Source organism: Porphyrobacter sp. CACIAM 03H1 (assembly GCF_002215495.1).
GTDB lineage: Bacteria > Pseudomonadota > Alphaproteobacteria > Sphingomonadales > Sphingomonadaceae > Erythrobacter.
On record NZ_CP021378.1, the window covers coordinates 965,289 to 989,257 of the forward strand.

Sequence of the window (23,969 nt, forward strand, 5' to 3'; positions counted from 1 at the left end):
CGGTTATCGCGCCAAGGGAAGGGCGAGGCGCCCGCTTAAGGACACTTCATTGCTGGAAAACGACAGGACGCAGCCCGACACATCGGGGCAGGGCAAGTTCGCGCTGGTTTCGATCCGCCTGCCAGTGGCGCTGACCTTCGCCGCGCTGGTCGGCGGGCTTGTGGCGGGGATCCTCGGCGCGATGGCGGGGGCACCCGCCGCCGTCGCCGAGATCGCCGCGCTCGTCGGCGGATTGTGGCTGCGCGCGCTGCAGATGACGATCATCCCGCTGGTCGCGGCGCTGCTCGTGCTGGGCCTCGTCCAGATGATCCTCGCCGCGCGGGTCGGCACAGTGGCGCGGCGGATGCTGGCGATCCTCGTTGCCGCACAGCTCGCCGGCGCGGCCTTCGCCACCGTCGCCATGCCCGCGCTGCTGCGCGCCTTTCCTGTGCCCGCCGGGGCCGAGGCCTTCCTCGCGCAGACCCCCGCCGACGTGGGCGAGGTGCCCGCGGTGCTCGATTTCCTTGCGTCGCTCGTCTCACCCAACATCGTCGCCGCCGCCGCCGAGACGGCGATGCTGCCCCTGACCCTGTTCTTCGTGATGTTCGCGGTCGCCATCACCCGCCTGCCGCAGGACCAGGGCGAGCGGCTGACGGGCTTCTTCCACGCGCTGGGCAACGCGATGCTGCTGATCATCGGCTGGGTGCTCTCGGCCGCCCCCGTCGGGGTCTTCGCGCTGGCCTATGGCGTGGGCATCCAGAGCGGGAGCGGGGTGTTCGCCGCGCTGGGGCACTATGTCGTCACGGTCACGCTGATGGGCACCTTCGTGCTGGCGCTGGCCTATGCGGTCGCCGTGCTGGGCGGCGGGATCGGCCTGATGCGATTTGCCAAGGCAATGCTGCCCGCGCAGGCGGTGGCGCTCTCGACCCAGTCCTCGCTCGCCAGCCTGCCGGCGATGCTCGACAGCGCCGGCAGGCTGGGACTGCGCGCCTCGACCGCCGAATTCGTCCTGCCGCTCGCGGTGGTGGTGTTCCGCGCCACGAGTGCGGCGATGAACCTTGCGGTGGTCTACTACGTCGCCGCGCTCGCCGGGGTGGAGGTGTCGCCGACGGTCGCCGTCGCCGGGATCCTGATCGCCAGCGTCATCAGCCTTTCCGCCGTCAGCCTGCCCGGTTCGATCAGCTTCGTCGTCTCGATCGGGCCCATTGCCCTCGCCATGGGCGTGCCGGTCGAGCCGCTCGCGCTGCTGGTCGCGGTCGAGATGCTGCCGGACCTGATGCGCACTCTGGGCAACGTCACCATGAACGTGGCTGTCACAAGCGCGGTTGACCGCAGCGCGCAAACCGGAGAGAGCGCGGCGACTTGAAGGTGCAACCCTTCACGCTCATCTGCGTTGGGACATCGTAACCGTCGAAATTCACCACACGACCCTGGAGGATACCATGGCTTTCGCACTTTCCCCGCTGCCCTATGCCGACACCGCGCTCGAGCCCGCCATCTCGGCCGAGACGCTGTCGTTCCACCACGGCAAGCACCACCAGACCTATGTCGACAAAATGAACGCCGCGATTGCCGGCACCGAGCACGAGACGAAGTCGCTCGAGGAAATCGTCGCCGCCTCGCGGGGCACCAACCAGGGCCTGTTCAACAACTCGGCCCAGACCTGGAACCACGCCTTCTACTGGCATTCGATGGCGCCCTCGACCACGGAAGCATCGCCCGAGCTTGCCGCCAAGATCGATGAGGCTTTCGGTTCGGTCGACGCCCTCAAGCAGCAGCTCAAGGACCGCGGCGTGGGCCACTTCGCGTCCGGCTGGGTGTGGCTGGCCGAGAAGGACGGCAAGCTCAGCATCGAGGAAACCCATGATGCCGACACGCTCGCAGACAGCGGCTTCAACCCGCTGCTGGTGCTCGACGTGTGGGAGCACGCCTATTACCTCGATCACCAGAACAAGCGCCCGAGCTATCTCGACGCGGTGGTCGAGAACAAGCTTAACTGGGCCTTCGCCAGCGAGAACCTCGCGCGCGGCACGGTGTGGACCTACGCCTGATTTCTTCGTAATCCTGACAAGGAAGGCCAGGGGCGGAAACGCTCCCGGGCCTTTTCCTTTTGCCGAGTGCCGACCGCGAGGTTCAGGGCCGCGAGCTGACCCCGTTGCCCGCGGCGACCTCGTCGAGCTCCTCGAGGATCGCGGCATGGGCGACATCGTCGTCGGTCGAACGGCGCGGGATGCTGCCGTTGGCCAGCATTTCCGTGAGCGCGGCGCGGGCGCGGCCGACGCGGCTCTTGATCGTGCCGACCGCACAGCCGCAGATCGCCGCCGCCTCCTCGTAGGAAAAGCCCCCTGCGCCGACCAGCAGCAGCGCCTCGCGCCGTTCGGCCGGCAGGGTCAGCAGCGCGCGGTGGAGGTCGGAGAGGTGGATCGGCTCCTCCTGACCGGCCGGCGCGGTGAGGATGCGTTCGGCCACGCCCTCGTCATACTCGCCGCGGAAGCGGTTGCGGCGCATGTCGGTGAGGTAGGCGTTGCGCAGGATCACGAAGGTCCAGGCGCGCATCGAGGTGCCGGGTTCGAAGCGGTCCTGCGCCGCCCAGGCCTTGAGCAGCGTTTCCTGCACCAGATCGTCTGCAAGGTCGGGCCGGCCGCACAGGCCCCGCGCAAAGGCGCGCAGGTGGGGCACGACCTCGGTCAGCTCGCGCTTGAAATCGCGCTTGTCGTTCGCCGAAAGCGTTCCGCCGGGCTCCCCCCCTTCGCTCATTGGCCGGTGTCCCGGTCATCGCGCGAGGCGCCTCGGCCGCCCGTCTTGCCGCGGGCGGGAGGGATCGCGTCGAGCCGGTCGAGCAGGTCCTTGAAGCTGTCGGGGAGCGCCTCTTCGACCACAGAATCATAGAGCTGCTTCAACCCGTCGGCCCATTCGGGCGCGCGACGGGCGGCGTCATCGCCGCCGCTGCTGCCGCTGCCCTGTCTGTGATTCGAGGCCATTGCTCGGTCTTGTCCCTGATCCCGTGTCCCGGCCTCCCATCGAGGCCGATGCCGCTCCCGCGGGGTCGTGACATGCCTGCCTGTGGCGCGCCGCCCGAACCCCCGCGAAGCCGAGTTTGGACGATTCGGGAACGATGCGCTACCTGTTTGGTTCCGCCAGCGGCCCGAACGTCCCGTTCGGGGCCAAGGCTCGCTCAGGACAGGCCGTCATCGAACCGCTCGCGCTCAGCCCCGACACCGATCCGGCCGCCCCGCCGCCGCCGGCCTCGAGCGGGCGGGCGCGGCGCTGGCTGGTGCTCTATCCGCGCGCTGTCCCGCTGGTGATCTTCCTCGCGCTCGCGGCGATCACCGCGCTCAGCGTCTTCGCCATCGAGAGCAATGCCCGCGCCCGAGAACGCGCCGTGATGCGCGAATATGCGCAAGGGGTCGCCGCCGCGCTAGACCGCAGCGGGGCGGGCTTCACCTCCTACCTGCGCGCCGGGGCGGCGCTGTTCGCCAGCGTAGATGAAGTGAGCCCGGCGACCTTCGACAGCTTCGTGCGCGCGCTGAAGCTCAATACCGAATATTCGGGCGCGGAAGGGATCGGCTGGATCCCGGTGATCGAGGCGCGTGATCTCGACGCCTTCCTCGCCCGCACCCGTGCCAGCCAGCCGGCGTATCCCGACATCTTCCCCGCCCCCGCCAGCACCACCAGCCGGGTCGCCCCGGTGGAAATGTTCGCGCCCGCGACTGCCCTGAACCGCCGGGCGCTGGGCTACGACATGTATTCCGACGCGGCCCGCGCCGCCGCGATGGCCGAGGCCGAGCTGACCCTGCGCCCCGCCGCCTCGGGCCGCATCGTGCTGCGCCAGGAGACGAGCGGCACCGCGCCGGCCTTCGCAATCTACATGCCGGTGTTCCGGATGGGCGCAGGCGAGGAGCGGCGGCTCGCGGGCTTCGTCTACACCCCATTCAGGGCACGCGAATTCCTCGATGCAGCGATCGACCGTGAGGGGCAGGGGCGTTTCGGCGTCCGGCTCTATGACGGCGAGGTTTCGACGGGGCACCTGCTGGTTGCCCATTCGATCGGCGGTGCTTCGGGCGAGACCGCCGAGCAGGAAGTCACCATCGCCGACCGCAAGCTGATGCTTGTGATCGAGCGCGCCGGCACGCAGGTCCTCTCCCCGCTGTCGATGCTGACGCTGGTGTTCGGACTGGCGCTGGCGAGCCTGCTGATGCTGCTGGCCCGCCTTCTCACCCAGCAGGCCTTCGAGGATCAGGCGCGGCTCGCCTTCTTCGAGGAACAGCACTCGATCAGGAATTCGCTCACCCGCGAACTCAACCACCGGGTCAAGAACACGCTCGCCAACGTGCTCTCGATCCTCTCGCTGACCCGCCGCCGGGCGAGCGGGCTCGACGATTTCGCGGACTCGCTGGAAGGGCGCATCCGCGCGCTTTCGGCCACGCACGACCTGCTGACGGTGACCGACTGGGGCACGACCCCGATCCGCGCGGTGATCGAGGCGGAGCTCCAGCACTTCCGGGCGGTGCTCGACGACGCGATTCTGCTCGAGGGGCCGGAGCTCGAACTGGCGCCCAATGACGCGCTGTCCTTCGGCCTCGCGGTGCACGAGCTTGCCACCAATGCCGCCAAATACGGGGCGCTGAGCGTGCCCGGGGGGAAGGTCACGATCCGCTGGCAGCGCGGAGGAGAGCCCGGGGCCGAGACCGAATGGGCCGAGGTCGAATGGCAGGAGACCGGCGGCCCGCCCGTGGCCGCCCAGCGCCGTCGCGGCTTCGGCACCGAACTGATCGAGAAGGTCGTCGCCCACGAACTGCGCCAGCCGGTGACGCTCGACTTCGCGCCCTCGGGCGTCCGCTGCGTGCTGCGCGTGCCGGTGCGCCGCCCGGCGGATTTCCGGATCAGAGAGAAAGAAACGGACCGGCGGGTGAAGAAGCCTTAGACTTTGGCCATCTTCGGTGGCGGGAGGTCTGCATCGCGCGTCAGCGCAATCGCATTACAACGGCCTGGTCGATCCGAAGAACAGCGCCTGGCTGATCGCGGCGCGCACGGTCGCCTCCTGGAAGGGCTTGGTGACCAGATAGGTCGGCTCGGGCCGGTCGCCGGTCAGCAGGCGCTCGGGATAGGCGGTGATGAAGATCACCGGCATCGCGCCGACGCTCAGGATATCGTCCACCGCATCGAGGCCCGAGGAGCCGTCGGCGAGCTGGATGTCGGCGAGCACCAGACCGGGCATCGCCTCGGCCACGGCGGCGCGGGCCTGGGTGCGGGTGGCGGCGGTGCCGCTAACCGTGTGGCCGAGGCCGGTCACGAGGTCTTCGAGCTGCATCGCGATCAGCGGCTCGTCCTCGATGATGAGCACGCTGGTGGTCTGCTCGCGCTCGATCTCGGCGATCGCCTCGGCGACGAGGGCCTCGATCTCGGCAGGGGTGCGCTCGAGGATGGCGGCGGCTTCCGCGGTGGTGAAATCCTCGAGCGTCGTCAGCAGCAGCGCCTGGCGCGCGGGCGGCGTGATCACCCCGAGGCGCGCCTGCGCGCCGGCCTCGTGCTCGCTCGTCGGAGCGCCGGTCGCGGCCCCGCCCGAGGCGCTCGCCCACACCTTGCCGAAGGCGCGGTAGAGCGGCACCCGTCCGCCGGCGAGGCTCGCTTTCAGGTCCTCGTCGGCCAGCACCGCCTCGAGCATCTCGCGCACGAAGGCGTCGCCGCTGGTCTGCGATCCGGTGAGCGCGCGGGCATAGCGGCGCAGGAAGGGCAGGTTGGCCGCGATCTGGCTTCCGAGCGACATGAGGTTCCTTTCGCGAGTCTGGCAAGACGGTCGATTCGGCCATAGCCGTTCCCCGCCCTGTCGTCGCCCCCATCCGGCAACCGGCTGGAATCGCGCTCCTTCTACGCAGTATTGCGAGGGACGAAAAAATTTTCGGAAGGCCGGGAACCGCTCTCGGGTCCGATCATTATAGCTCTGTCACCGCCGAGACCCCCCTCCCGTCCAAGCGGCTGGTGATACGATCCCGAAAGGCCTCCGTTGTTCCGCAACGGAGGCCTTTTTTCTTCGGAGCGGCCTTCGGTCTGCATCGCGCGTCAGCGCGATCGCAAACCGGATCAATCAACCCAGCCGCTTCTCGTAGATCGCGTATTCGCGGTTGATCGTGCTCTGGATGGTGTCTGCGATCGCGACCATGCCCTGGTTGTCCTCGAGGATCCACCCGATCTCGCCGCGGGTGGACTGGAACTTGCCGTTCGCCTCCAGCCGGATCGCCTCGATCATCATGAAGGCGAGCTGGCTGGCCAGCCGGGAATTGTGGAGCTCCTTCAGCACCCCCATCAGCGGCACCCGCATGCCTGCGCCCTTGGGATGGCGCAGCCAGCGCAGCATGGCGATCCAGCCGAAGGGGAAGAGCTTGCCCCTGATCTTCGCCAGCGCGTCGTTGACGTCGGGCCAGGTCAGCATGAAGGCCACCGGGCGGCCATCCACCTCGGCGATCATGTTGAGTTCCTCGAAGATCAGCGGGCGCAGCTTCTTGCCGGCATAGGCGACCTCGGCCGGCGTGAAGGGGACGAAGCCCCAATTGTCCGACCAGGCATCGTTGAGGATGCCGAGGATCGTCGCCACTTCCGCGTCCCAGTCCTTCTTGCGCACCCGCCGCACGTTGATCCGCGCATTCTTCTGCCCCGATTGCACGATGCGCTGCACTAGCGGGGGGAAGGGCTTCGTGATGTCGAGATCGTAGGTGTAGAGCGTCTTGGCGCGGGTGAAGCCTGCCGCCTCGATCCAGCCCGCGTAATGCGCCGGGTGATGTCCCATCATCAGCATCGGGGCGTGGTCCTGCCCCTTCACCAGCAGCCCCGGTTCCTCCCACACCGACAGCGAGATCGGGCCGAGTACCCGCGTCATCCCTTCGCCCGCCAGCCACGCCTCGGCGGCGGCGAGCAGGGCGCGGGCCACGGATTCGTCCTCGGCATCGAAATAGCCGAAGAAGCCCGTGCCCGGGCCGAAACCCTGTTCGGCAGGCATGGCGAGCGCGAGTTCGTCGATATGGGCGGAAATGCGCCCCACCGGCACGCCCCCGCGCGAGGCGATGAACAGCTGCACGCGGGCGTGGCCGAAGAAGGGGTTCTTGCCCGGATCGATCAGTTCGAGCTGTTCCGAGCGGATCTGTGGCACGAAATGCGGCAGCCGGTCCGAAAAGGCGCGCCCCAGGTCGACGAAGGCCGCCCGCTGGTCCTTGCCGGTGACCGGTTCGATCCTTATCTCTGCCGCACTCGCCGCCACATCCGTCACGCCCCGGTCCTCGTAGTTTGTTCTGGGTCAAGGTGTCTGTGTCGCGCCCGCGTCAATGACGCAAGGCTGTCGATCACTGTCACCAACAACCCGCGTTTGGCTTGCACCCCGATTTCGGGTAGGGCGGCCGCAGGATTTGCACCGAAATGACCCCGGATCTCTCTTTGCACCCGACCATCGATCCTGCCCGATCGGACCTGCGCGAACCGGCGCCGCGGGCGACCCGTGCCGCCTTCATGGCCGAGGACGACAAGGCGATGTTGCGCGCGGCGCGCGACCTGACCAAGGGGCTGGGCGAGGCGAAGCCGGGCATCTACTGGCCCGACATGCTGGTTTCGGCGGGCGTGGGCTATGCCGCGATTGCGGCGGCGATCCTGTCGCAGAACCTCGCCGTGCAGATCGCCACCGGGCTGGTCGCGGCGCTGGCGCTCTACCGCGCGCTGATGTTCATCCACGAGCTGACCCATATCCACCGCGATGCCCTGCCGGGCTTCCGCACGGGCTGGAACCTGCTCGTCGGCATCCCGCTGCTGACGCCCTCCTTCATGTACGAGGGCGTCCATACCATCCACCACAAGCGCACCCAATACGGCACGCCCGAGGATCCCGAATACCTCCCGCTCGCGCTGATGAAGCCGTGGAGCCTGCCGCTGTTCGTGCTCGTGGCGATCCTCGCGCCGGTAGCGCTGATCATCCGCGCGGCGGTACTGGTGCCGCTGGGGGCGCTGATCCCGGCGGTCCGCACCTTCACCTGGGAGCGGTTCTCGGCGCTCTCGATCAACCCCGATTTCCGCCGCCGCCCGCCCGAAGGCGATTTCGTGGACCGGGTGCGCTGGCAGGAAGCCGGGGTGTTCGTGTGGTCGTGGTGCCTGATCGCGAGCGTCTTCGTGATCGGCTGGCAGCCACTCGCCATCGCGCTGGCGATCCTCTCGCTGACCGCGGTGCTGAACCAGCTGCGCACCCTCGTCGCGCACCTGTGGGAGAACGAGGGCGAGCCGATGACGGTGACCGCGCAGTTCCTCGATTCCGTCAACGTCCCCCCTCCGGGCCTTGCCGCCGAGATCTGGGCGCCGGTGGGCCTGCGTTATCATGCGCTCCATCACCTGATGCCCTCGATGCCGTACCATGACCTCCCCGAAGCCCACCGCCGCCTCGCGCGCGAATTGGGCACGGGGTCGACCTACGAGGGCGCCAATCATCCCGGGATGCTGGTGCTGGTCGGGCGGATTGCGAAGAGCACGATGGGGAAGAAGGCGGCCTAGGCCCGCCTCCTGTTCAATCCAGAAAGCAGATCATCGCGCAGCGCCGGTCGGCGGGCAGGCCGTCCTCGACCTCGTTCGCCAGTTCCCCTGCCAGCCGCGGGTGGGCGTCGAGCGCGGTGACTTCCTCGAAGCCGAGCCGGGCGTAGAACGGGGCGTTCCACGCCAGATCGCGGAAGGTGGTGAGGGTCAGTGCCTTGAAGCCGGTGTTGCGCGCATCGATCATTGCCGCGCGTACCAGCCCCGATCCGATCCCGCGCCGCTGGAAGTCGGGCGCGACGTCCATCTCCCAGATGTGCAATTCCCGGCTGAAGGGCTGGGCGACGAGGAACCCCGCCATCGTCTCGCCGGCATGGGCGACAAGGCTATGGCCCCGGCGGATCAGGCGGGCGTAATCGGCTTCGCTGCGGGTGCGGGCCGGGTCGATCGACGCTTCGCCGGCAAAGGCGATGGCGGCGGCCTGCTCGATCGCAGGCATGGCGACAGCATCCTCGGGTCGCGCCAGCCTGAGCGACCAGTCTCGGCCCCCCGGCCTCACTCCTCGGTGCGGATCAGCACCGTCTCGCCGACCAGCAGGAACAGCAGGAACGGCGCCCAGGCGGCAAGGAAGGGCGGGTAGCCGCCGAAGGAGCCCATCGCCAGCGCGGCGTTGTCGACCACGAAATAGGCAAAACCAAGCGCCATGCCGATGATCGCACGCACGAAGAGCTGCCCCGAGCGCGCCAGCCCGAAGGCCGCGACCGAACCCAGCAGCGGCATCAGCAGCGCCGAAAGCGGACCGGAGAGGCGGTGCCACCACTTGGCGCGCATCTCGTCGGTATTGCGCCCGGCCGCCTCGTAGGCATCGATGCTCTCCCCCAGTTCCCAGAAGCTCTGCGCATCGGCGTCGATCGATTGCAGCATGATCCGCGCGGGGCTGAGGTTCTCGCCGACCACCATTGCCGCAGGGCGATCGGTCACAGCGCCCGCGACATCGAACTTCACCGGATTCTCGAGCCGCCATCCCGGGGCGGCGAAGGTCGCGCGGGGGCTGCGGACCTGTTCGCGGATGATCCCGCCGGGCGTGCGGGCATACCAGGTGACGCCGGTCAGCACGATCTGCTCGCCCGCCCCGGCGAGCGTCGCGGCGGAGAGGATGTGGTCGCCGTCGGTGAGGTAGATGTTCGAGCGCACCCCGGCCGCGGCCCCGTCGCCCGCCGCCGCCTCGGGGATCGGACCGTATTCGGCCGCCTGCCACGCCTTGAGGGTCGCGTTGGCGCGGGTGACGATCCGCTCGTTGAAGCCGAAGCTCACTGCCGATACCACCGCCGCGGTGAGCAGCAGCGGAGCGAGCACCTGATGGGCGCTGAGGCCGGCCGCCTTCATCGCCACCACCTCGCTGTTCTGGTTCAGCGTCACCAGCGTGATCAGCGTCGCCAGCAGCACCGAATAGGGCAGGAAGCGCGCCGCCAGCTGGGGCGCGCGCAGCGAGGCATATTGCAGGATCTCCGCCTGCCCGTTGCCCGGGGCGGCGAGGATGTCGCCAGTCTCGGACAAGAGGTCGAGCGCCAGCAGCACCAGCACAAGCATCACCAGCACGGCCAGGATGCGCACCACGAAGAGCTTCGCCAGATAGAGCGTCAGCGTGCGCGAGGGGAAGAAGTCGAGCTGCATCCTTGCGTGCCTACTCCGCCGGAGCAGCCTCTGCCGCCGCATCCGTCGGCGGGCGCCACGCACGCGGCTGGCGGCGGGCGAAGAGCTTGCCGATTCGCTTCGAAAGCTTGGCAAAGGCCATCTCCAGCGCCCCGATCGCCTGCCCGCCGGGGACATAGGCGACGCGGTAATACATCCACAGGATCAGGCCCGCGAACAGCACGAAGGGCACCCAGAATGCGAGCACCGGATCGAGCCGGCCGATCGCGGCGACATCCTCGCCGTACTGGTTCACCTTGTGATAGGCGACCACCATCACGATCGAGACGAACACCCCCAGCGCGCTGGTCGAGCGTTTGGGCGGGATCGCCAGTGCCACCGCGAGCAGCGGCATCAGGAACATCATCACGATCTCGACCAGCCGGAAGTTGAAGCTCGCGACGCTGGCATCGCGCGCATCGGGGGCGCTGTCGCGGCTCCAGCCGATGCGGAGCAGTTCGGGCAGGATGTATTCGCGCGTCTCGTCGCCGCGGGCGCGGAACTTCTCGATCGCGGGCAGATCGATTGGCAGGTCGTGGCGGCTGAAGCTGAGCACGCGCGGGGTCTGGCCCTTCATCCCCGTGTCCTGGATGATCGTGCCCTCGGTCAGGCGCAGGATGATGGTGTCGGGATTGTCGCGAGTGGCGAGGAAGGCGCCCTCGCGCGCCGAGATCGACAGCACCTGCCCCTTTGCGTTGGCGACCCGGGCGAAGATACCGACCAACCGGCGTCCCTCGTCCTCGCTTTCCTCGATGCGCAGCGCCATGCGGTCGGCGAGGGTGGTGAACTCGCCCACCTTGATCGAGGCCCCGAGCGCGCCCGAGCGCAGCTCGTATTCCATCTGCTCGTAATAGTAGCGGCTGATCGGCTGGATGTAGAACACCAGCGCCACGTTGACCGCGACCAGCACCAGCGTGATCACATAGGGCATCCGCAGCAGCCGGTTGTACGACAGGCCGACCGCGCGCATCGTATCGAGCTCGGACGAGGTGGCGAGCTTGCGGAACGCCAGCAGCACTCCGAGCAGCAGCCCCAGCGGGATTGCGAGGCTCGCATATTCCGGGATCAGCGCGCCAAGCATCTTGAAGACGACCGCCACCGGCCCGCCCTCGACCGCGACGAAATCGAACAGGCGCAGCATCTTGTCGAGCATCAGCAGCGAGGCGGCGAGCGCGAAGACGCCCAGCATCGGCACGATCGTCAGCCGCAGGATGTAGCGGTCGATGCTGGGAAGGAAGTTCGGCAAGCTCGGTTCCATCGATGGCTCGGGCGAGAATGCCCTAGCGGCTTCGCGCGCGCGCGTCATGTCCCCAATTGCTGCGGCGTGCGCGCCCTGCGCCGTGGCTTACCAGAACCGGCTGCCGGGGACGCCCTTGAACGGCCCGGCCTCGGCAGAGGTGATCCACCCGCCGTAGAAGCCGCCCGGCTGAGGCGTGACCTCTTCGCCGTCAACCGTCACGCTGTCGAAGGGCGCAGCGTAGAAGGCGATATGCCCCGCGATCCCGGCGAAGGCGGGGGTGGGGGCGGGATAGGACCATGCGGCTGCGGAGATGCGATCGCCCGCGATCACGACGTCCCAATAGGCTGCCTGCCCCTTCCATTCGCACAGCGAGCGCGCCGGATTGGGCACGAGGTGCGCCATCGCGATGTCGGCTGGCGGGAGGTAGTAGGTCGGCGGATGCGAGGTTTCGAGCGTGCGCCAGGCGGCGCGGGTGTCGGCCAGCACCACGCCCTGATGGACGATGCGGATATGGCGCGGCGTCGGCTCGGCAATGGCGGGGCGGGGGTAGTCCCAGACGCTTTCCTGGCCCGGCGACACCGGATCGGGTTGCGGGTGGTGCGCCTGCCTCACGCCTTCTCGAGCGTGCACTGGAGCGGGTGCTGGTTCTGGCGGGCGAAGTCCATCACCTGGTTCACCTTGGTCTCGGCGACCTCGTAGGTGAAGATGCCGCACACCCCCACGCCGCGCTGGTGTACGTGGAGCATCACACGGGTCGCCTGTTCCAGGTCCATGCTGAAGAAGCGCTTCAGGACCAGCACCACGAATTCCATCGGGGTGTAGTCGTCGTTGAGCATCAGCACCTTGTACTGGCTCGGCTTCTTGGGCTTGGCACGGGTTTTGGTGGCGATGCCGACCTGGCCCTGCCCGCCGCCTTCCTTGCCGCCCTCGTCATCCTCGGCCGCGCGGACAGGCATGACCTGCGGCACGGGCCGCATGCCGGCATCGGCGTTATCGGAGAGGGCGGGGATGCGCATAGGCCTCCATTATGGGATTCGCTTGGCGAGGCGCAAGCGGTTGCTTGGAATTGTTTGGGCGGAGCCGCGCACGCAAAAAAGGCCGGCCAGACGCTGGTCTGGCCGGCCTTGCGCCTTGCGGCGCGCTCTCGTGGACCGGGTTGGGAGAGAGAGGAGAGAGGCCCGGTCCAGGAACTTGTTATCCGCTTACGCGGCGGTCTTGACCTTCTCGACCGCGACGCTGACGCGGTTCGAGATCGGGGCGAAGGCGTCGTTGTAGAGCTTCACCCAGGCTTCGGTGCGCTTCGAGCCGTAGGCGACCAGCGCGTCGAAGTTGCGACGGGCGATCTCGCCCTGGAGCTGCATCAGCTCGGTCGGCGACTTGACGGCCGCAACCTTTTTGGCGTCTTCGGTCACGGTCTCGATCACGGTCTTGCCGGTCTCGACGTTGTCCTTGAGCAGTTCCTGCGCACCGGCGAAGAAGATCTTGCCGCTTTCGACGACGGCTTCGACGTTCGCCTTGGTGAACTCGGTCGCTTCGGTCGCGAGCACGGTGCCCTTGGCGTAGGTTTCCTTGGCGCGGGCCTGCACGTCGGCCAGCATTTCCTTGGCGGTGGCGGTGATGTCGGTGTTCTTGGCGGTGTCCATGATGGTGTCCTTGAGCTTGATGACGGGGTTGGTCTTCGGCGCGGCGGCGGGCTTGGCAGCCTTCTTGGCCAGCACGGGCTTCTTGACCGGGAGCTTGGCAGTCTTGGGCGCCGCCTTCTTGGCGGTCTTGAGGGTCTTGGCGGCGGCCTTCGCGGCCGGCGCGGCCTTGCGGGCGAGCGGGGCCTTCTTCGGCGCGGCAGCGGGCTTGGCAGCCGGGGTCTTCGCGACCGGAGCGGCGACGACCTTGGCCGAGGCTTCGGCATAGGCCTTCTCGGCAGCGGCATCGATCTTGGCGATCGGAGCGGCGGGCGCAGGCACGGCTTCGGGCGCGACCTTCACTTCACCTGCAGTGTTCTCGACTTCAGACATGGCGACCTCGCTTCATGTTGCACTGCACAAAATAGTGAATGCAGATGCGAAGTCAAGTATTTTTGTGCAGTGCACAAAAATCTAAAACACCGATTTAAATCAGGCGTTTGATCCTAGCGCGTCTTCACGTAGCGGCCCGGAGCGTCCTCGATCACCTTGTCGCCCTTGCCACCGGGAACACGCTTGCCCTTGGCAGGCACGCGGGTGTCCGACTGCCTGTGGAGCCATTCCAGCCAATGCGGCCACCAGCTGCCCGGATGCTCGGTCGCGCCGGCGACGAAGTCCTTGAGGCTGGGCGCGGCGCTGTCGCCGACCCAGTACTGGTATTTGCCGGCCGACGGCGGGTTGACCACCCCGGCAATATGCCCCGAGCCGGCCAGCAGGAACTCCATCGGGCCGGTGAAATGCTTCGTGATCCGCCACACGCTCTCGGCAGGCGCAATGTGATCCTCGCGCCCCGCCTGCACGAAGCTGGGGGTGGCGACACGGGTGAGATCGATCGGCGTGCCGTCCGCCTCCAGTGCGTCGGGCACCACCAGGCGGTTGTCGCGGTAGAGATCGCGCAGGTAGGCATTGTGCCACTTCGACGGCAGGTTGGTGACGTCGCCGTTCCAGTGGAGCAGGTCGAAGGCCGGGTAATCCTCGCCCAGCAGGTAGTTGTTGACGACGTAGTTCCAGATCAGGTCGCGCCCGCGCAACGCGTTGAAGGTCGCGGCGAGATAGCGCCCGTCGAGATAGCCCTGCGGCGACAATTGCCCGATCATCTCGAGCTGGCCCTCGTCGATGAAGTGCTTGAGATCGCCCGCGCGCTCGAAATCGACCTGGGCGGTGAAGAAGGTCGCGCTCTTGACCTTGTCCGCCTCGCCCCGCCGCGCCAGCACGGCGAGGGTCGCGGCCAGAGTCGTGCCCGCCACGCAGTAGCCGATGGTGTGGACGGCCGGCACGTCGAGCCGCGCGCGGACATGGTCGATCGCCTCGATCTGGGCGCGGATGTAATCGTCCCACACCACGTCGGCCATCGTCTCGTCGGCGCTTTTCCAGCTGACCACGAAGACCGAGATTCCCTGATCCACCGCCCACTTGATGAAGCTCTTCTTCGGCGTCAGGTCGAGGATGTAGAAGCGGTTGATCCACGGTGGGAAGATCACCAGCGGCACCTCGAGCACCGTCTCGGTCGACGGCGTGTAGTGGATCAGCTGGTAGAGCGGGGTCTCGTGCACCACCTTGCCGGGGCTCGCGGCGAGGTTCTCGCCCAGCCGGAAGGCATTGGGATCGGTGTGGGTGAGCTGGCCGCGCTTGAGGTCGTTGACGAGGTGCTGCATCCCGCGCACCAGATTGGCGCCCCGGGTCTCCATCGTGCGCTTCAGGACCACCGGATTGAGCGCGAGGAAATTGTCCGGGCTCATCGCCTCGGCCAGTGCCGAGACCGCGAATTCGAGCTGCTGCCGCTTGCCCGCATCGAGCCCCTGCATTCCCTTCACCGCCTGCCGGAAATAGTCGGCGAGCATCAGGTAGGTCTGGTGCAGGAGCAGAAAGGCCGGGAGCTCGCGCCACGCCGGATCGGCGAAGCGGCGGTCGGACTTGGGCAGGGCACCCGCTTCGGGCGCCTCGCCCAGCTTGCCGCCGGTGGCGCCCGCAGCGAAGCTCTGCATCACGCCCGACCACAGCTGCATCTGGTCCTGCGCCAGCTTGGCGGAGGCCTCGAACATGCCCTTGGGCATCTGCCCGAGCATCGCTTGCGACATCACCAGCCACTGCGCCGGGTCGATCAGGTTGGCGCCCGTGCTGGCCTTCTCGGCGGCGCTCTGGGCCTGGTGGGTGGCGAAATCGAGCCACAGCTGCTGCAGCTGCGCGCCCGTCGCCGCCCATTCGGCGAGTTCGCCCGCATCCATCCCCGCGGGCATCGCCCCGGCCATCAGCGATTCGGCGCCCTTGCCGCCCATGATTTCGCGCAGCGCCTCGCCCTGCATGTCGAAGAAGCCCTTGAGGCCGTCGCCCGCTGCCGCCATCAGATCGCCATCCCGTGCCATCGCCTGCAACCGTCCCTTCCGCGCCGTTCCGTACCCGTAGTGCCGCCAATCCGGCCGGACCGCAATTGCCGAAAACGCCTTCCCTCGGTCGGCGGGTTTGGCCTAGGGAGAGGGCGGCGGCGCCTATCGACCCCGCCCGAGACAAGGTGATGACGGACCATGAATGACCAGTTCTATCGCATGAAGCGGATGCCTCCGTATGTGATCGCGGAGGTCAACGCCATGCGTCATGCCGCAAGGCTGGCGGGTCAGGACATCATCGATCTCGGCATGGGTAACCCCGACCAGCCGCCGCCGCAGCACGTGATCGACAAGCTGTGCGAGGTTGCCGCCAAGCCCGATGCGCACGGCTATTCCCAGTCCAAGGGCATCCCCGGCCTGCGCCGCGCCCAGGCGGGTTATTACGCCCGCCGCTTCGGGGTCGAGCTTGATCCCGAGACCGAGGTGGTGGTCACGATGGGATCGAAGGAGGGGCTCTCGAGCCTCGCGACCGCGATCATCGCGCCGGGCGACGTGGTGCTGGCGCCCAACCCGTCTTACCCGATCCACACTTTCGGCTTCATCATTGCCGGCGCCACCATCCGTTCGGTGCCGACGACGCCCGACGAACACTACTGGGAATCGCTCGAACGGGCGATGAACTACACCGTCCCGCGCCCGAGCGTGCTGGTGGTTAGCTACCCCTCCAACCCCACGGCCGAGACGGTGGAGCTGCCGTTCTACGAGCGGCTGGTGGCCTGGGCGAAGGAGAACCAGGTCTGGATCGTCTCCGACCTTGCCTATTCCGAGCTCTATTTCGACGGCAAGCCGACCCGCTCGATCATGGAAGTGCCGGGCGCGAAGGACGTGGCGATCGAGTTCACCTCGATGTCGAAGACCTATTCGATGGCGGGCTGGCGGATGGGCTTTGCGGTCGGCAACCGCCAGCTGATCGCGGCGCTGACGCGGGTGAAGTCCTATCTCGATTACGGCGCCTTCACCCCGATCCAGGCAGCGGCCTGCGCCGCGCTGAACGGGCCGCAGGACATCATCGAGAGCAACCGCCAACTCTACCACAAGCGCCGCGACGTGATGGTCGAGGCTTTCGGTCGCGCCGGCTGGGATATCCCGCCGCCGCCCGCTTCGATGTTCGCCTGGGCCCCGCTGCCCCCCGCGCTCAAATCGATGGGCAGTCTCGAATTCTCCAAGCAGCTTCTCACCCAGGCGCAGGTCGCCGTGGCTCCCGGCGTGGGTTATGGCGAGAACGGCGAGGGCTATGTCCGGATCGCGATGGTCGAGAACGAACAGCGCCTCCGCCAAGCCGCACGCAACATCAAGCGATACCTCCAGTCGGTCGGGGTCAACAGCTCGGCCGCCTAGGGCGTTCGTCGCGTCCCGTAGCATTCTGATCCAAAACGGAAGAAATCCTGTCCGGATTGCGTTAGTTTCAGGGTAAACAGCCGATGAACTGTTGAAGGAGTGGGTCATGGAGTCCGGTGCCGCGCGGCGGCTTACCGACAGACAGCGCGCGGTGATGGAGCGTATCGACCGGCGCGTCCCGATCAAGGTGATCGCCGCGGATCTCGGCGTGTCCGAGACCCGCATCAACCAGCATATCCGCGCGCTGAAGGACTTCTACGATGCCGCCAGTCTCGGCGAGCTGGTCGAGAACTACCGCGCCACCCTGGCCCCCGAAGCGGCCGAGGAAGCCGCCGCGCGCGACCTCGGGGGTGTTGCGGATGAAGCTTTGCTCAAGCCCTTCAGCGAACCTGCATACACAAATTCTCAGATTAACCCGGTAGCCGATCCGGCTGAACAGGAGGGCCAGGACGACCCGGGTCGGCTTGTTCTCAGCGATGCGATGCCGCTCATCGAACAGGCACCGTGGCTGAGGTCGGGCGAGCCCCGGGTGGTCCCCGGAGTGCTCGATGGTGAGCATGCCGTCCTGGTGCGTCTGGGTGCGATCGTCGGTATCGCCACGGGCATCCTGGCATCGGTGGTCCTGGCGATCACGGCCGCGATGACACTCAGCGCAGCGACGGAAGGCAAGGCTTATCTCTCCGTTGAAACCGGGGTCGTGACTGGGTGAGCACCGGTCCGGCAGGAGACCGACGATGGACAACCGCATTCTCGCTGACGCACACAATCTCAAGAAGCTGGTCCGCGAAGCCGAAGCGCTCGCCGACGAAGCGATCATCGCCATGGCACGCCTCAAACAGGCCATGCTGTCCGCCCGGCAGAACCCGCTGGTCGAGGTCAGCACCGGCCAGCGCGCGCTGCTGCGCCTGACCGAGGCCGAAAGCCAGGCGCTCGCCATGTCAACGAGCCTGCTACGGGTGCATGACGAACTGAGCAAGGTCGCGCGCACCCATGTCGTCGCTGGTGGCGATCCGGGCGATCCGACCAAGATCCCGCCGAGCGATCTCAATGCCATGCCGGTCCGGCAGGTCCGCGAGAGGGAGCGGCTGCAAGCCTGACCAATGGTCGACTGGCTCGAATTCTCCAACGCCTACCGGGCCCCGGCCCAGCATCTGGTGAGCGTCCTGCTGGCAGGAGCGATCTGGCGCTGGGGCGGGGCGCCGGAGCGCTGGCTGATCGGCATCTTCCTCGCGACTATGGTGCTGCCGATGTATGTGCTGTGGGGGTTCAATCCGTCGCCGGAATCGCAGGGGATCGTGTCCGGCATCTACACGATGCTCGACCTCGTGGCCGCCGTGCTGTTCGTGGCCGTGGCGCTCAATGCCAATCGCAACTATCCGCTGTGGATTGCCGGCTTCCAGCTCGTTGCGCTGGGCGCGCACATGGTGCGCGTGATGGTCGAGAGTGCCGCCCCGCTCGCCTATGCAATTCTCATCATCGGTCCATCCTACTGCCAGCTGCTGGTGCTGGCTGTCGGGTTCGTCCGCCATGTGCTGCGCGAACGCCGGTTCGGCCCCTATCGCGAGTGGCGCCAGTCCGCGCCCTTCGCTCGCGGATTGCAAATCCGGTCCTAGGCCAATCTGATTTTCGGGGAGTGCCCCATGCCTGAACCTGCCGCCTTTCCCCTATGCCGGGGGCACCGCCCGTGCTGACCGCCGCGCTCGCCCGCGCCACCGGCGAGGACGCGTTCTCGCAGGAGCAGCGCGCCGCCGCGATGATCGCCTACCTTCGCAGCGTCGTGCTCGCCCCGCCGGCGCAAGTCGAGCGCGGCCACGCGATTTTCCTCGATGCCCGCAGCGCTTGGCTTGGCGATGCGCCCTGCGGCATCGGCACCATGACCACGCTGAGCCTGAGGATGCGGGCACTGCTCGGCGAGGCGCTGCGTCACGATGCGGCCGGGATCATCCTTGCCCACAGCCACCCTTCGGGCCATTGCCGCCCGAGCGGCTGCGATATCGCCGCTACCCGCCGCCTTGCCGAGGTCGCCCGCGCGCTCGACATCGCGTTGATCGACCACCTGATATTCACAACCGAGGCGGTCTATTCCATGCGTGCCGGAGGCCTGCTGTGAACGCGCCGCTTCCCTCCTGCCACTTCCCCGGATCCTGCGAGGAAGCGGGTGATGAGCGCGGCGTCCGACGTTTTCGAGAGGCGGGCGACCTGACGCTCGATCGCAAACATCGTGACGGACGGGTGGACGACCGCTGGCTCGGCCTGTCCCCGTGCGAGTTCGCCCTGCTGTGGCGCCTTGCCGAACAGCCGGGCGAGCGGGTCACCGCCGGGCAATTGCTGTCCGAGGTCTGCCTCGTCACCTTCGGCACGGCGTGCGGCGCCGTTCCCGAGGAAATCGCGGGCGCGCGCGCCAAGCTCGCTGCGGCAGGCCTTGCGCAACTGATCGGCGGCGAACCGGCGGGTGGCTATGTCCTCGACGTGCCTTCCGCGTCCGGCCTCATTCGCCCCGGCTGAAGGGCCTCGCACGCTCTGGACAGGGTGCGGCGGATCGGCCAATCTTGCCGCCAGACACAGCCTTTCTGAGGGATCACGCCAATGTCCGCCACCGCCGCCGCAACCATCGCCAACGACCGCGTTGCCATCACCATGGGCGAGGACGGGGTCGCCGAAGTCCGCTTCGTGCGCGCCGACAAGATGAACGCGCTCGACCCGGAGATGTTCGAGCGGATCATCGAGGCCGGCCATGCGCTCCAGCGCATGAAGGGACTGCGCGCCGTGGTGCTTTCGGGCGAGGGCCGGGCCTTCTGCGCCGGGCTCGACCTGTCGAACTTCGCGCGCAAGCCACCCGAGGACGAGCCGGGCCTCACCGAGCGCACCCATGGCAACGCCAACCGGGCGCAGCAGGTGGCGATGCAGTGGAGGAAGCTGCCGGTGCCGGTGATCGCCGCGATCCACGGCGTGTGCTTCGGCGGCGGGCTGCAGATCGCCAGCGGGGCCGACATCCGCATCGTCCACCCCGAGACCCGCATGGCGATCATGGAAATGAAGTGGGGCCTCGTGCCCGACATGGGCGGCTATGTGCTATGGCGCGGGCTGGTGCGCGACGACGTGCTGCGCGAGCTCATCTACACCAACCGCGAGTTCAACGGGGCCGAGGCTGTTGCGCTTGGCTTGGCAACCCATGTCGACGACAACCCCCGTGACCGCGCGCTGGCGCTGGCCCGCCAGATCGCGCTCAAGAACCCCCACGCGATCCGCGCCGCCAAGCGCCTTCAGGCCGCGATGCACGAGCGCGAGACCGATGCGATCCTGCTGGAAGAAAGCATCGAGCAGCATGCCATCATCCGCAGCCGCAACCAGGTCGAGGCGGTGATGGCCGAGATGGAGCGCCGCAAGCCGAACTTCGAGGACGTGTAGGCGGCCCTCGTCAGCGCGCGGCCTTCATCGTCCGCTCGATCCAGTCCCTCACCTTGGCGACGCGGGTATACTGGCTGAGCCTGCCGGTGGTGCCGCATTTCTTGCCCGCGCTCACCACCCCGATCAGCACCGGCCGGCGGCTATCGTCGCCATAGGTCACCAGCGGGCCGCCGCTGTCGCCGAAACAGGTCTGTTCCCGCTTCCTGCCACCTGCGCACAGGGCCGCGTTGTCGAGCGCCTTGCGGAAGCCGGTCAACGCGGTGCAGACCGGCTCGCTCACCAGTTCCATCGCGATCACCTGAAGATAATCGGTCGAAGCGCTCTTCTCCGCTGCGGTCCAGCCCCAGCCGAAGGAATAGACCGGCATGCCGTTGGCGATGCGTCGCTGGCCCAGGGCAAGCGGATCGAGCGTGATCGCGGCAATCGGCAGACGCGACGAAGGCTGATTGGACTTCCCCCGGTCGGGTGCGCGGTGATCGTAGCGGATCAGCGCGATGTCGAAGAGATACTTGTTCCCCTTGTCGAACCCGGGGTGGGGGAAGGCATCGAGAATGGGGTAGCTCACCCCCTCGTCGACCTGCGGATTGAACACGCCGAGCCGGATGCGGTGTCCGCCGGTCACCACATTGACGTTGCTGTCGACAAGGCAATGGGCCGCGGTCAGCACCCAGCCCGGCGCGATCAGGGAGCCGCCGCACAGCACCCGCTGGGCCTCGCTCAGCTCGCTGCGGTTGAGCGTGGCGGGCCGCCACAGCAGCGCCTGCCACGGCGCCTGCCCCGGGCGGGCCCTGTCGCTGCCGATGCCCTTTTCGCGCTGCGAGCAATTCTCCTGGATCACCAGCGCGCCGCGGAACATCGCGCTGGCGGTGAAGCAATCGGGGATGAGGGCGTAATCCATCCAGGTCTTCGGCTGGGTTGAATCGAGCGGCGCGACGTAGTCCTCGCTTGCGGGCCTGATGCGGGCGGCGGGGACGAACCCGGCAAAGCGGCTCTCCGCGTCGCAGGCCGCCGCCGCGCCGGCATCGCACAGCGATGCGTAGAGCAGGACGGCGCGGTCCTCGTCCTTGTGGCCGAAGGTGCCCTCGGCGAGGCTATCGGCAAGCCCGAAGCAGGAATCCGGGTCGCCGGCCGTGCAACCGGTTTCGAGAAGGTCGCTCTTGCGCGCCGGGTCGCGGGTGACTGCCGCCGCATCCTTGCAGGCATCGCCGACACCGGCGCGGCAGGCCGCTTCCAGCAGCGCGAAGGCCTGCGCCGCATCCCATTCGGGCGAAAGCACCACCGCAAGTGCCCGGCCGAGCGCGGCGCAGGTGCGCGGTTCCCCGGGTACGCAGGCGCTGCGCAGCTCCGGCATGGCGCGGAGCACCCTGGAGACCTCGCAATAGCCGGCATCGATCCGGCAGGCCGCATCGGAATAGGCGATCGCCCGGTTCCTGTCCGGCGCGCCGCCGACACCCCTGAAGGCGCGCGCGTTCATGTCGATGCATTCCGAGGCATCGCCGGACCGGCAGGCAAGATCCTTGTAGCGGTTGACCCGCGCCTCGTCGCCCTCCGCCAGACCGATCATCTGCTGGCATGCCGCGACCACCTGGTCCCGGCACATGGCGTCGAGCATGCCGGTGGCCCGTTCGCTGTCGCCCGAAGCGCCGGTCTCCCGCAGCAGGGTGGCAAGAGAGAGGCACGCTTTCGTCCCCCCCTTGGCACAGGTGCTTTCGAGCAAGGCGTTCGACCGGGCGAGGTCGAGAGCAGGCAACGGGCCGACCCTGTTGCGAAAACCCTCCTCCGGTTCGATGCCGCGCAGCCGCGAGGCGAACAGGTCGCAGCTGTCGAGATGGCCGAGATCGCAGGCCTTCTCGATATAGGGATGCATGTCATCGAGGTCGGCAGAGGCTTCGTACGCGATGCCGACCTGCACGGTCTCGACCAACGTCGCGAGCGCGGCGCAGCCTTCGCCGGCACCCTTGTCGCAAGCGTCCCTGTAGAGCGTCTCGGCAATGCGCGCGATGGGCCACACGCCGTCACCCGACAGGAAGGCATCCCCGGCATGGACGCAGGCAAGAGGATTGCCGCTGTCGCAGGCCGCGAGATCGTCCGCGAGCTTGCGCTCGAGCCGGTCCCACTCATCGTCGCTGTAGGTCTTGAGGTTGATCCGCTGCGCGCGTTCCTTCGGGGTCAGCCGCCGGGCCAGCGGATCGAGGCCGTTCGCGTCGATATCGACGGCCGTCGCCTCTGGCCGATCCTCCGGTTCCTCGGCGGCAGCGGTCTGCGGGACGCCAAGCAAGGTGACGAGGGCCATCAGCCCCCACGCAAGAGCCCGACAAAACCGCATCGTGCGCCCCTCCCCTTGGAGCGCAGTCCATCAGAGACCCGCCACCGCGTCAAGGGAGGGGCGGCCGGTCTGTTCCTGCGGAATCTGTCCGAGCGGACTGCAGAGATCGCTTCGGGCGCGCCGTCTAGCCGAACACGGCCACGCACTGCATCCCGTCGAGCACCTGCCTGCCTTCTGCATCCCACATCCTCAGGCGCTCGGAGGAATAGCCGGCGTCGGCGTGCTGGCTGGCGTTCTCGGCAAGGTACCAGCCATCACGCGAGCGGTTCTCGGGGTCCAGCACGTTGAACGACCAGTTGATCGAGCTGATCGGCCCCTGCCGCTGCATCGCCCGCATCGCGCCCGGCGGCATGACATCGCCCATCAGCACCAGCGTTGCGACCGGGTCGAGATCGTGCGCCTCGGTCAGCCGCGCCCAGCGCCGCACGGTCGCGCCGCGGTCGGCGCCTTTGGTCTGCCCGTGGCGCAGCTCGAAGTTCTTGGCGATGAAGGCGGGGGCGAACTGGTGGGTCACGACGGCGTTGTCCTCGGGCGGGCCGGGCCAGTCTTCGGGCATGGCGCAGGGGTGGACCGCGTTCGCCTCGCGTCCCTCGCCGAACAGCCAGTAGGCGGACAGGGCAACGCGGCCCTCGCTCAGGATCTCGGAGCGGACCTGCGTCACGTTGCGGCCCTGGCGGACGATCTCGGCGGTGAGCTCGATGTCCTCGCCCACAGGTGCGACGAAGGCGATCTGCCCGGCGCGCAGGGGCGGCAGGCCGGTGAAGGCGCGGGTCGCCATGGTATAGGCCACCAGCGCCGAGGCGCCGCCATAGAGCGTGCGGCCCTGCATCCAGTCGGCGGCATGGACGAGGCGGGCGGGGCCGGGCTGGCCGGTGACGGGTTCGAGCAGGCTGGCAATGGTCATGGCCCTGCGCTTTGCCTTGCCTCGTGTCCCGCGTCCAGATTGCCGTTGGGGAAGGTAAGCGAGCGCGAACATAGATTGCCAAGCCGCCCCCGAATCGCTAGGGCGCGCCTTCCGTCCGGGGCATTGTCCCGGAAGGCTCGGCCCGATGGCGGAGTGGTGACGCAGCGGACTGCAAATCCGTATACGCCGGTTCGATTCCGGCTCGGGCCTCCACCTTTGCATTGCGCCCGCGCGCCCGCCGGATTAGGGCCGCGAGCAGGAATGCCGCTTTAGCTCAGTCGGTAGAGCACATCATTCGTAATGATGGGGTCACGTGTTCGAGTCACGTAAGCGGCACCACCTGCCTGTTTCCTGACATCGCTGGACGTCTTGAAAAACCGCCGCTCGGCGAAGGGACCGGATTGCGCCGCGAAAACGCGGCCGACGCTAGCGTCCGTCGAGCCCGCGCCGTGCCGCTTGGCGCCTTTCGCGGGCAAGCTGCCCCAGTCAGGCTTGCTGCGAGCCATAACCTGGATCAGTA

At 67.8% G+C, this 23,969-nt stretch carries 24 protein-coding genes and 2 tRNA genes; 13 read left to right on the forward strand and 13 right to left on the reverse strand.

The genetic code is table 11. From position 1 onward, the window contains the following. Positions 1–49 precede the first annotated feature (49 nt). The gene (locus CBR61_RS04720; RefSeq protein WP_233996859.1) at positions 50–1,345 is read left to right on the forward strand and encodes a dicarboxylate/amino acid:cation symporter; all 1,296 of its coding nucleotides are present in this window, start codon (positions 50–52) and stop codon (positions 1,343–1,345) included. Between the two features lie 76 nt (positions 1,346–1,421). Continuing rightward, positions 1,422–2,030: a superoxide dismutase gene (locus tag CBR61_RS04725; protein WP_088913324.1), complete on the forward strand. Its 609-nt coding sequence runs from the start codon at positions 1,422–1,424 to the stop codon at positions 2,028–2,030. 82 nt (positions 2,031–2,112) lie between these two features. On the opposite strand, the gene CBR61_RS04730 is transcribed toward CBR61_RS04725, so the two are convergent. Next, a complete protein-coding gene (locus CBR61_RS04730) occupies positions 2,113–2,736 on the reverse strand; it encodes a sigma-70 family RNA polymerase sigma factor (RefSeq protein WP_088913325.1) in 624 nt (207 codons plus the stop codon). Further along, positions 2,733–2,960, reverse strand: a complete 228-nt coding sequence (locus CBR61_RS04735; protein WP_088913326.1) for a NepR family anti-sigma factor — start codon at positions 2,958–2,960, stop codon at positions 2,733–2,735. Before CBR61_RS04735 ends, CBR61_RS04730 begins: the two co-directional genes overlap by 4 nt. 134 nt (positions 2,961–3,094) lie before the next feature. Between CBR61_RS04735 and CBR61_RS04740 the strand changes: the two genes are divergently transcribed. Further along, positions 3,095–4,903 (forward strand): CHASE domain-containing protein, encoded by a 1,809-nt coding sequence (locus CBR61_RS04740; RefSeq protein WP_088913327.1) that lies wholly within the window; start codon positions 3,095–3,097, stop codon positions 4,901–4,903. 54 nt (positions 4,904–4,957) lie between these two features. Here the strand turns inward: CBR61_RS04740 and CBR61_RS04745 are convergent, their stop codons facing one another. Then, a complete protein-coding gene (locus tag CBR61_RS04745) occupies positions 4,958–5,746 on the reverse strand; it encodes a response regulator (protein ID WP_088913328.1) in 789 nt (262 codons plus the stop codon). 318 nt (positions 5,747–6,064) lie between these two features. Continuing rightward, on the reverse strand, positions 6,065–7,240 hold the full coding sequence (locus CBR61_RS04750) for an N-acetyltransferase (protein WP_233996860.1): 1,176 nt from the start codon (positions 7,238–7,240) through the stop codon (positions 6,065–6,067). Between the two features lie 146 nt (positions 7,241–7,386). Between CBR61_RS04750 and CBR61_RS04755 the strand changes: the two genes are divergently transcribed. Continuing rightward, positions 7,387–8,502: a fatty acid desaturase family protein gene (locus CBR61_RS04755; protein ID WP_088913329.1), complete on the forward strand. Its 1,116-nt coding sequence runs from the start codon at positions 7,387–7,389 to the stop codon at positions 8,500–8,502. Between the two features lie 13 nt (positions 8,503–8,515). Here the strand turns inward: CBR61_RS04755 and CBR61_RS04760 are convergent, their stop codons facing one another. The 7 genes from CBR61_RS04760 to CBR61_RS04790 form a co-directional block, all read right to left on the reverse strand. Then, the gene (locus tag CBR61_RS04760) at positions 8,516–8,977 is read right to left on the reverse strand and encodes a GNAT family N-acetyltransferase (RefSeq protein ID WP_172835918.1); all 462 of its coding nucleotides are present in this window, start codon (positions 8,975–8,977) and stop codon (positions 8,516–8,518) included. Between the two features lie 56 nt (positions 8,978–9,033). Continuing rightward, entirely contained in the window at positions 9,034–10,152 is a 1,119-nt protein-coding gene (gene lptG / locus CBR61_RS04765) for an LPS export ABC transporter permease LptG (RefSeq protein ID WP_088913331.1), read from the reverse strand. Positions 10,153–10,162: 10 nt separating this feature from the next. Next, positions 10,163–11,416, reverse strand: a complete 1,254-nt coding sequence (locus CBR61_RS04770; RefSeq protein WP_233996861.1) for an LptF/LptG family permease — start codon at positions 11,414–11,416, stop codon at positions 10,163–10,165. A 99-nt stretch (positions 11,417–11,515) separates the two neighbouring features. After that, positions 11,516–12,022: a DUF427 domain-containing protein gene (locus CBR61_RS04775; protein ID WP_233996862.1), complete on the reverse strand. Its 507-nt coding sequence runs from the start codon at positions 12,020–12,022 to the stop codon at positions 11,516–11,518. Next, the gene (gene clpS, locus CBR61_RS04780; protein WP_088915459.1) at positions 12,019–12,366 is read right to left on the reverse strand and encodes an ATP-dependent Clp protease adapter ClpS; all 348 of its coding nucleotides are present in this window, start codon (positions 12,364–12,366) and stop codon (positions 12,019–12,021) included. Before clpS ends, CBR61_RS04775 begins: the two co-directional genes overlap by 4 nt. Before the next feature lie 246 nt (positions 12,367–12,612). Then, a complete protein-coding gene (locus CBR61_RS04785; protein ID WP_088913333.1) occupies positions 12,613–13,422 on the reverse strand; it encodes a phasin family protein in 810 nt (269 codons plus the stop codon). A 113-nt stretch (positions 13,423–13,535) separates the two neighbouring features. Further along, positions 13,536–15,452 carry a PHA/PHB synthase family protein gene (locus CBR61_RS04790; RefSeq protein WP_088913334.1) on the reverse strand — a complete coding sequence of 639 codons (1,917 nt, stop codon included), beginning with the start codon at positions 15,450–15,452 and terminating at the stop codon, positions 13,536–13,538. 159 nt (positions 15,453–15,611) lie between these two features. Here CBR61_RS04790 and CBR61_RS04795 point away from each other — a divergent pair, with 159 nt between their 5' ends. The 7 genes from CBR61_RS04795 to CBR61_RS04825 all read left to right on the forward strand — a co-directional run bounded on the left by CBR61_RS04795 (position 15,612) and on the right by CBR61_RS04825 (position 20,219). Next, on the forward strand, positions 15,612–16,811 hold the full coding sequence (locus CBR61_RS04795; RefSeq protein WP_088913335.1) for an LL-diaminopimelate aminotransferase: 1,200 nt from the start codon (positions 15,612–15,614) through the stop codon (positions 16,809–16,811). A 106-nt stretch (positions 16,812–16,917) separates the two neighbouring features. Continuing rightward, complete coding sequence (locus tag CBR61_RS04800) at positions 16,918–17,520, forward strand: hypothetical protein (protein ID WP_088915460.1); 603 nt, start codon at positions 16,918–16,920, stop codon at positions 17,518–17,520. 25 nt (positions 17,521–17,545) lie between these two features. Then, entirely contained in the window at positions 17,546–17,908 is a 363-nt protein-coding gene (locus CBR61_RS04805; RefSeq protein WP_088913336.1) for a hypothetical protein, read from the forward strand. A gap of 3 nt (positions 17,909–17,911) precedes the next feature. Next, complete coding sequence (locus tag CBR61_RS04810; protein WP_088913337.1) at positions 17,912–18,424, forward strand: hypothetical protein; 513 nt, start codon at positions 17,912–17,914, stop codon at positions 18,422–18,424. A gap of 71 nt (positions 18,425–18,495) precedes the next feature. After that, positions 18,496–18,921 (forward strand): JAB domain-containing protein, encoded by a 426-nt coding sequence (locus tag CBR61_RS04815; RefSeq protein WP_088915461.1) that lies wholly within the window; start codon positions 18,496–18,498, stop codon positions 18,919–18,921. After that, a complete protein-coding gene (locus tag CBR61_RS04820; protein WP_157696499.1) occupies positions 18,918–19,316 on the forward strand; it encodes a winged helix-turn-helix domain-containing protein in 399 nt (132 codons plus the stop codon). The genes CBR61_RS04815 and CBR61_RS04820 overlap by 4 nt, the downstream gene beginning before the upstream one ends. An 81-nt stretch (positions 19,317–19,397) precedes the next feature. After that, the gene (locus tag CBR61_RS04825; RefSeq protein WP_088913338.1) at positions 19,398–20,219 is read left to right on the forward strand and encodes a crotonase/enoyl-CoA hydratase family protein; all 822 of its coding nucleotides are present in this window, start codon (positions 19,398–19,400) and stop codon (positions 20,217–20,219) included. 10 nt (positions 20,220–20,229) lie between these two features. On the opposite strand, the gene CBR61_RS04830 is transcribed toward CBR61_RS04825, so the two are convergent. Both CBR61_RS04830 and CBR61_RS04835 read right to left on the reverse strand, forming a co-directional pair. Further along, complete coding sequence (locus CBR61_RS04830; protein WP_157696500.1) at positions 20,230–22,512, reverse strand: trypsin-like serine protease; 2,283 nt, start codon at positions 22,510–22,512, stop codon at positions 20,230–20,232. Positions 22,513–22,669: 157 nt separating this feature from the next. Further along, positions 22,670–23,449, reverse strand: coding sequence for an acyl-CoA thioesterase (locus CBR61_RS04835; RefSeq protein WP_088913340.1), 780 nt, complete (start codon positions 23,447–23,449; stop codon positions 22,670–22,672). A 139-nt stretch (positions 23,450–23,588) separates the two neighbouring features. Here CBR61_RS04835 and CBR61_RS04840 point away from each other — a divergent pair. Together CBR61_RS04840 and CBR61_RS04845 are read left to right on the forward strand one after the other, a co-directional pair. After that, positions 23,589–23,662: transfer RNA gene (locus CBR61_RS04840), tRNA-Cys, on the forward strand. Positions 23,663–23,712: 50 nt separating this feature from the next. Then, positions 23,713–23,788: transfer RNA gene (locus tag CBR61_RS04845), tRNA-Thr, on the forward strand. Positions 23,789–23,969: the final 181 nt, after the last annotated feature.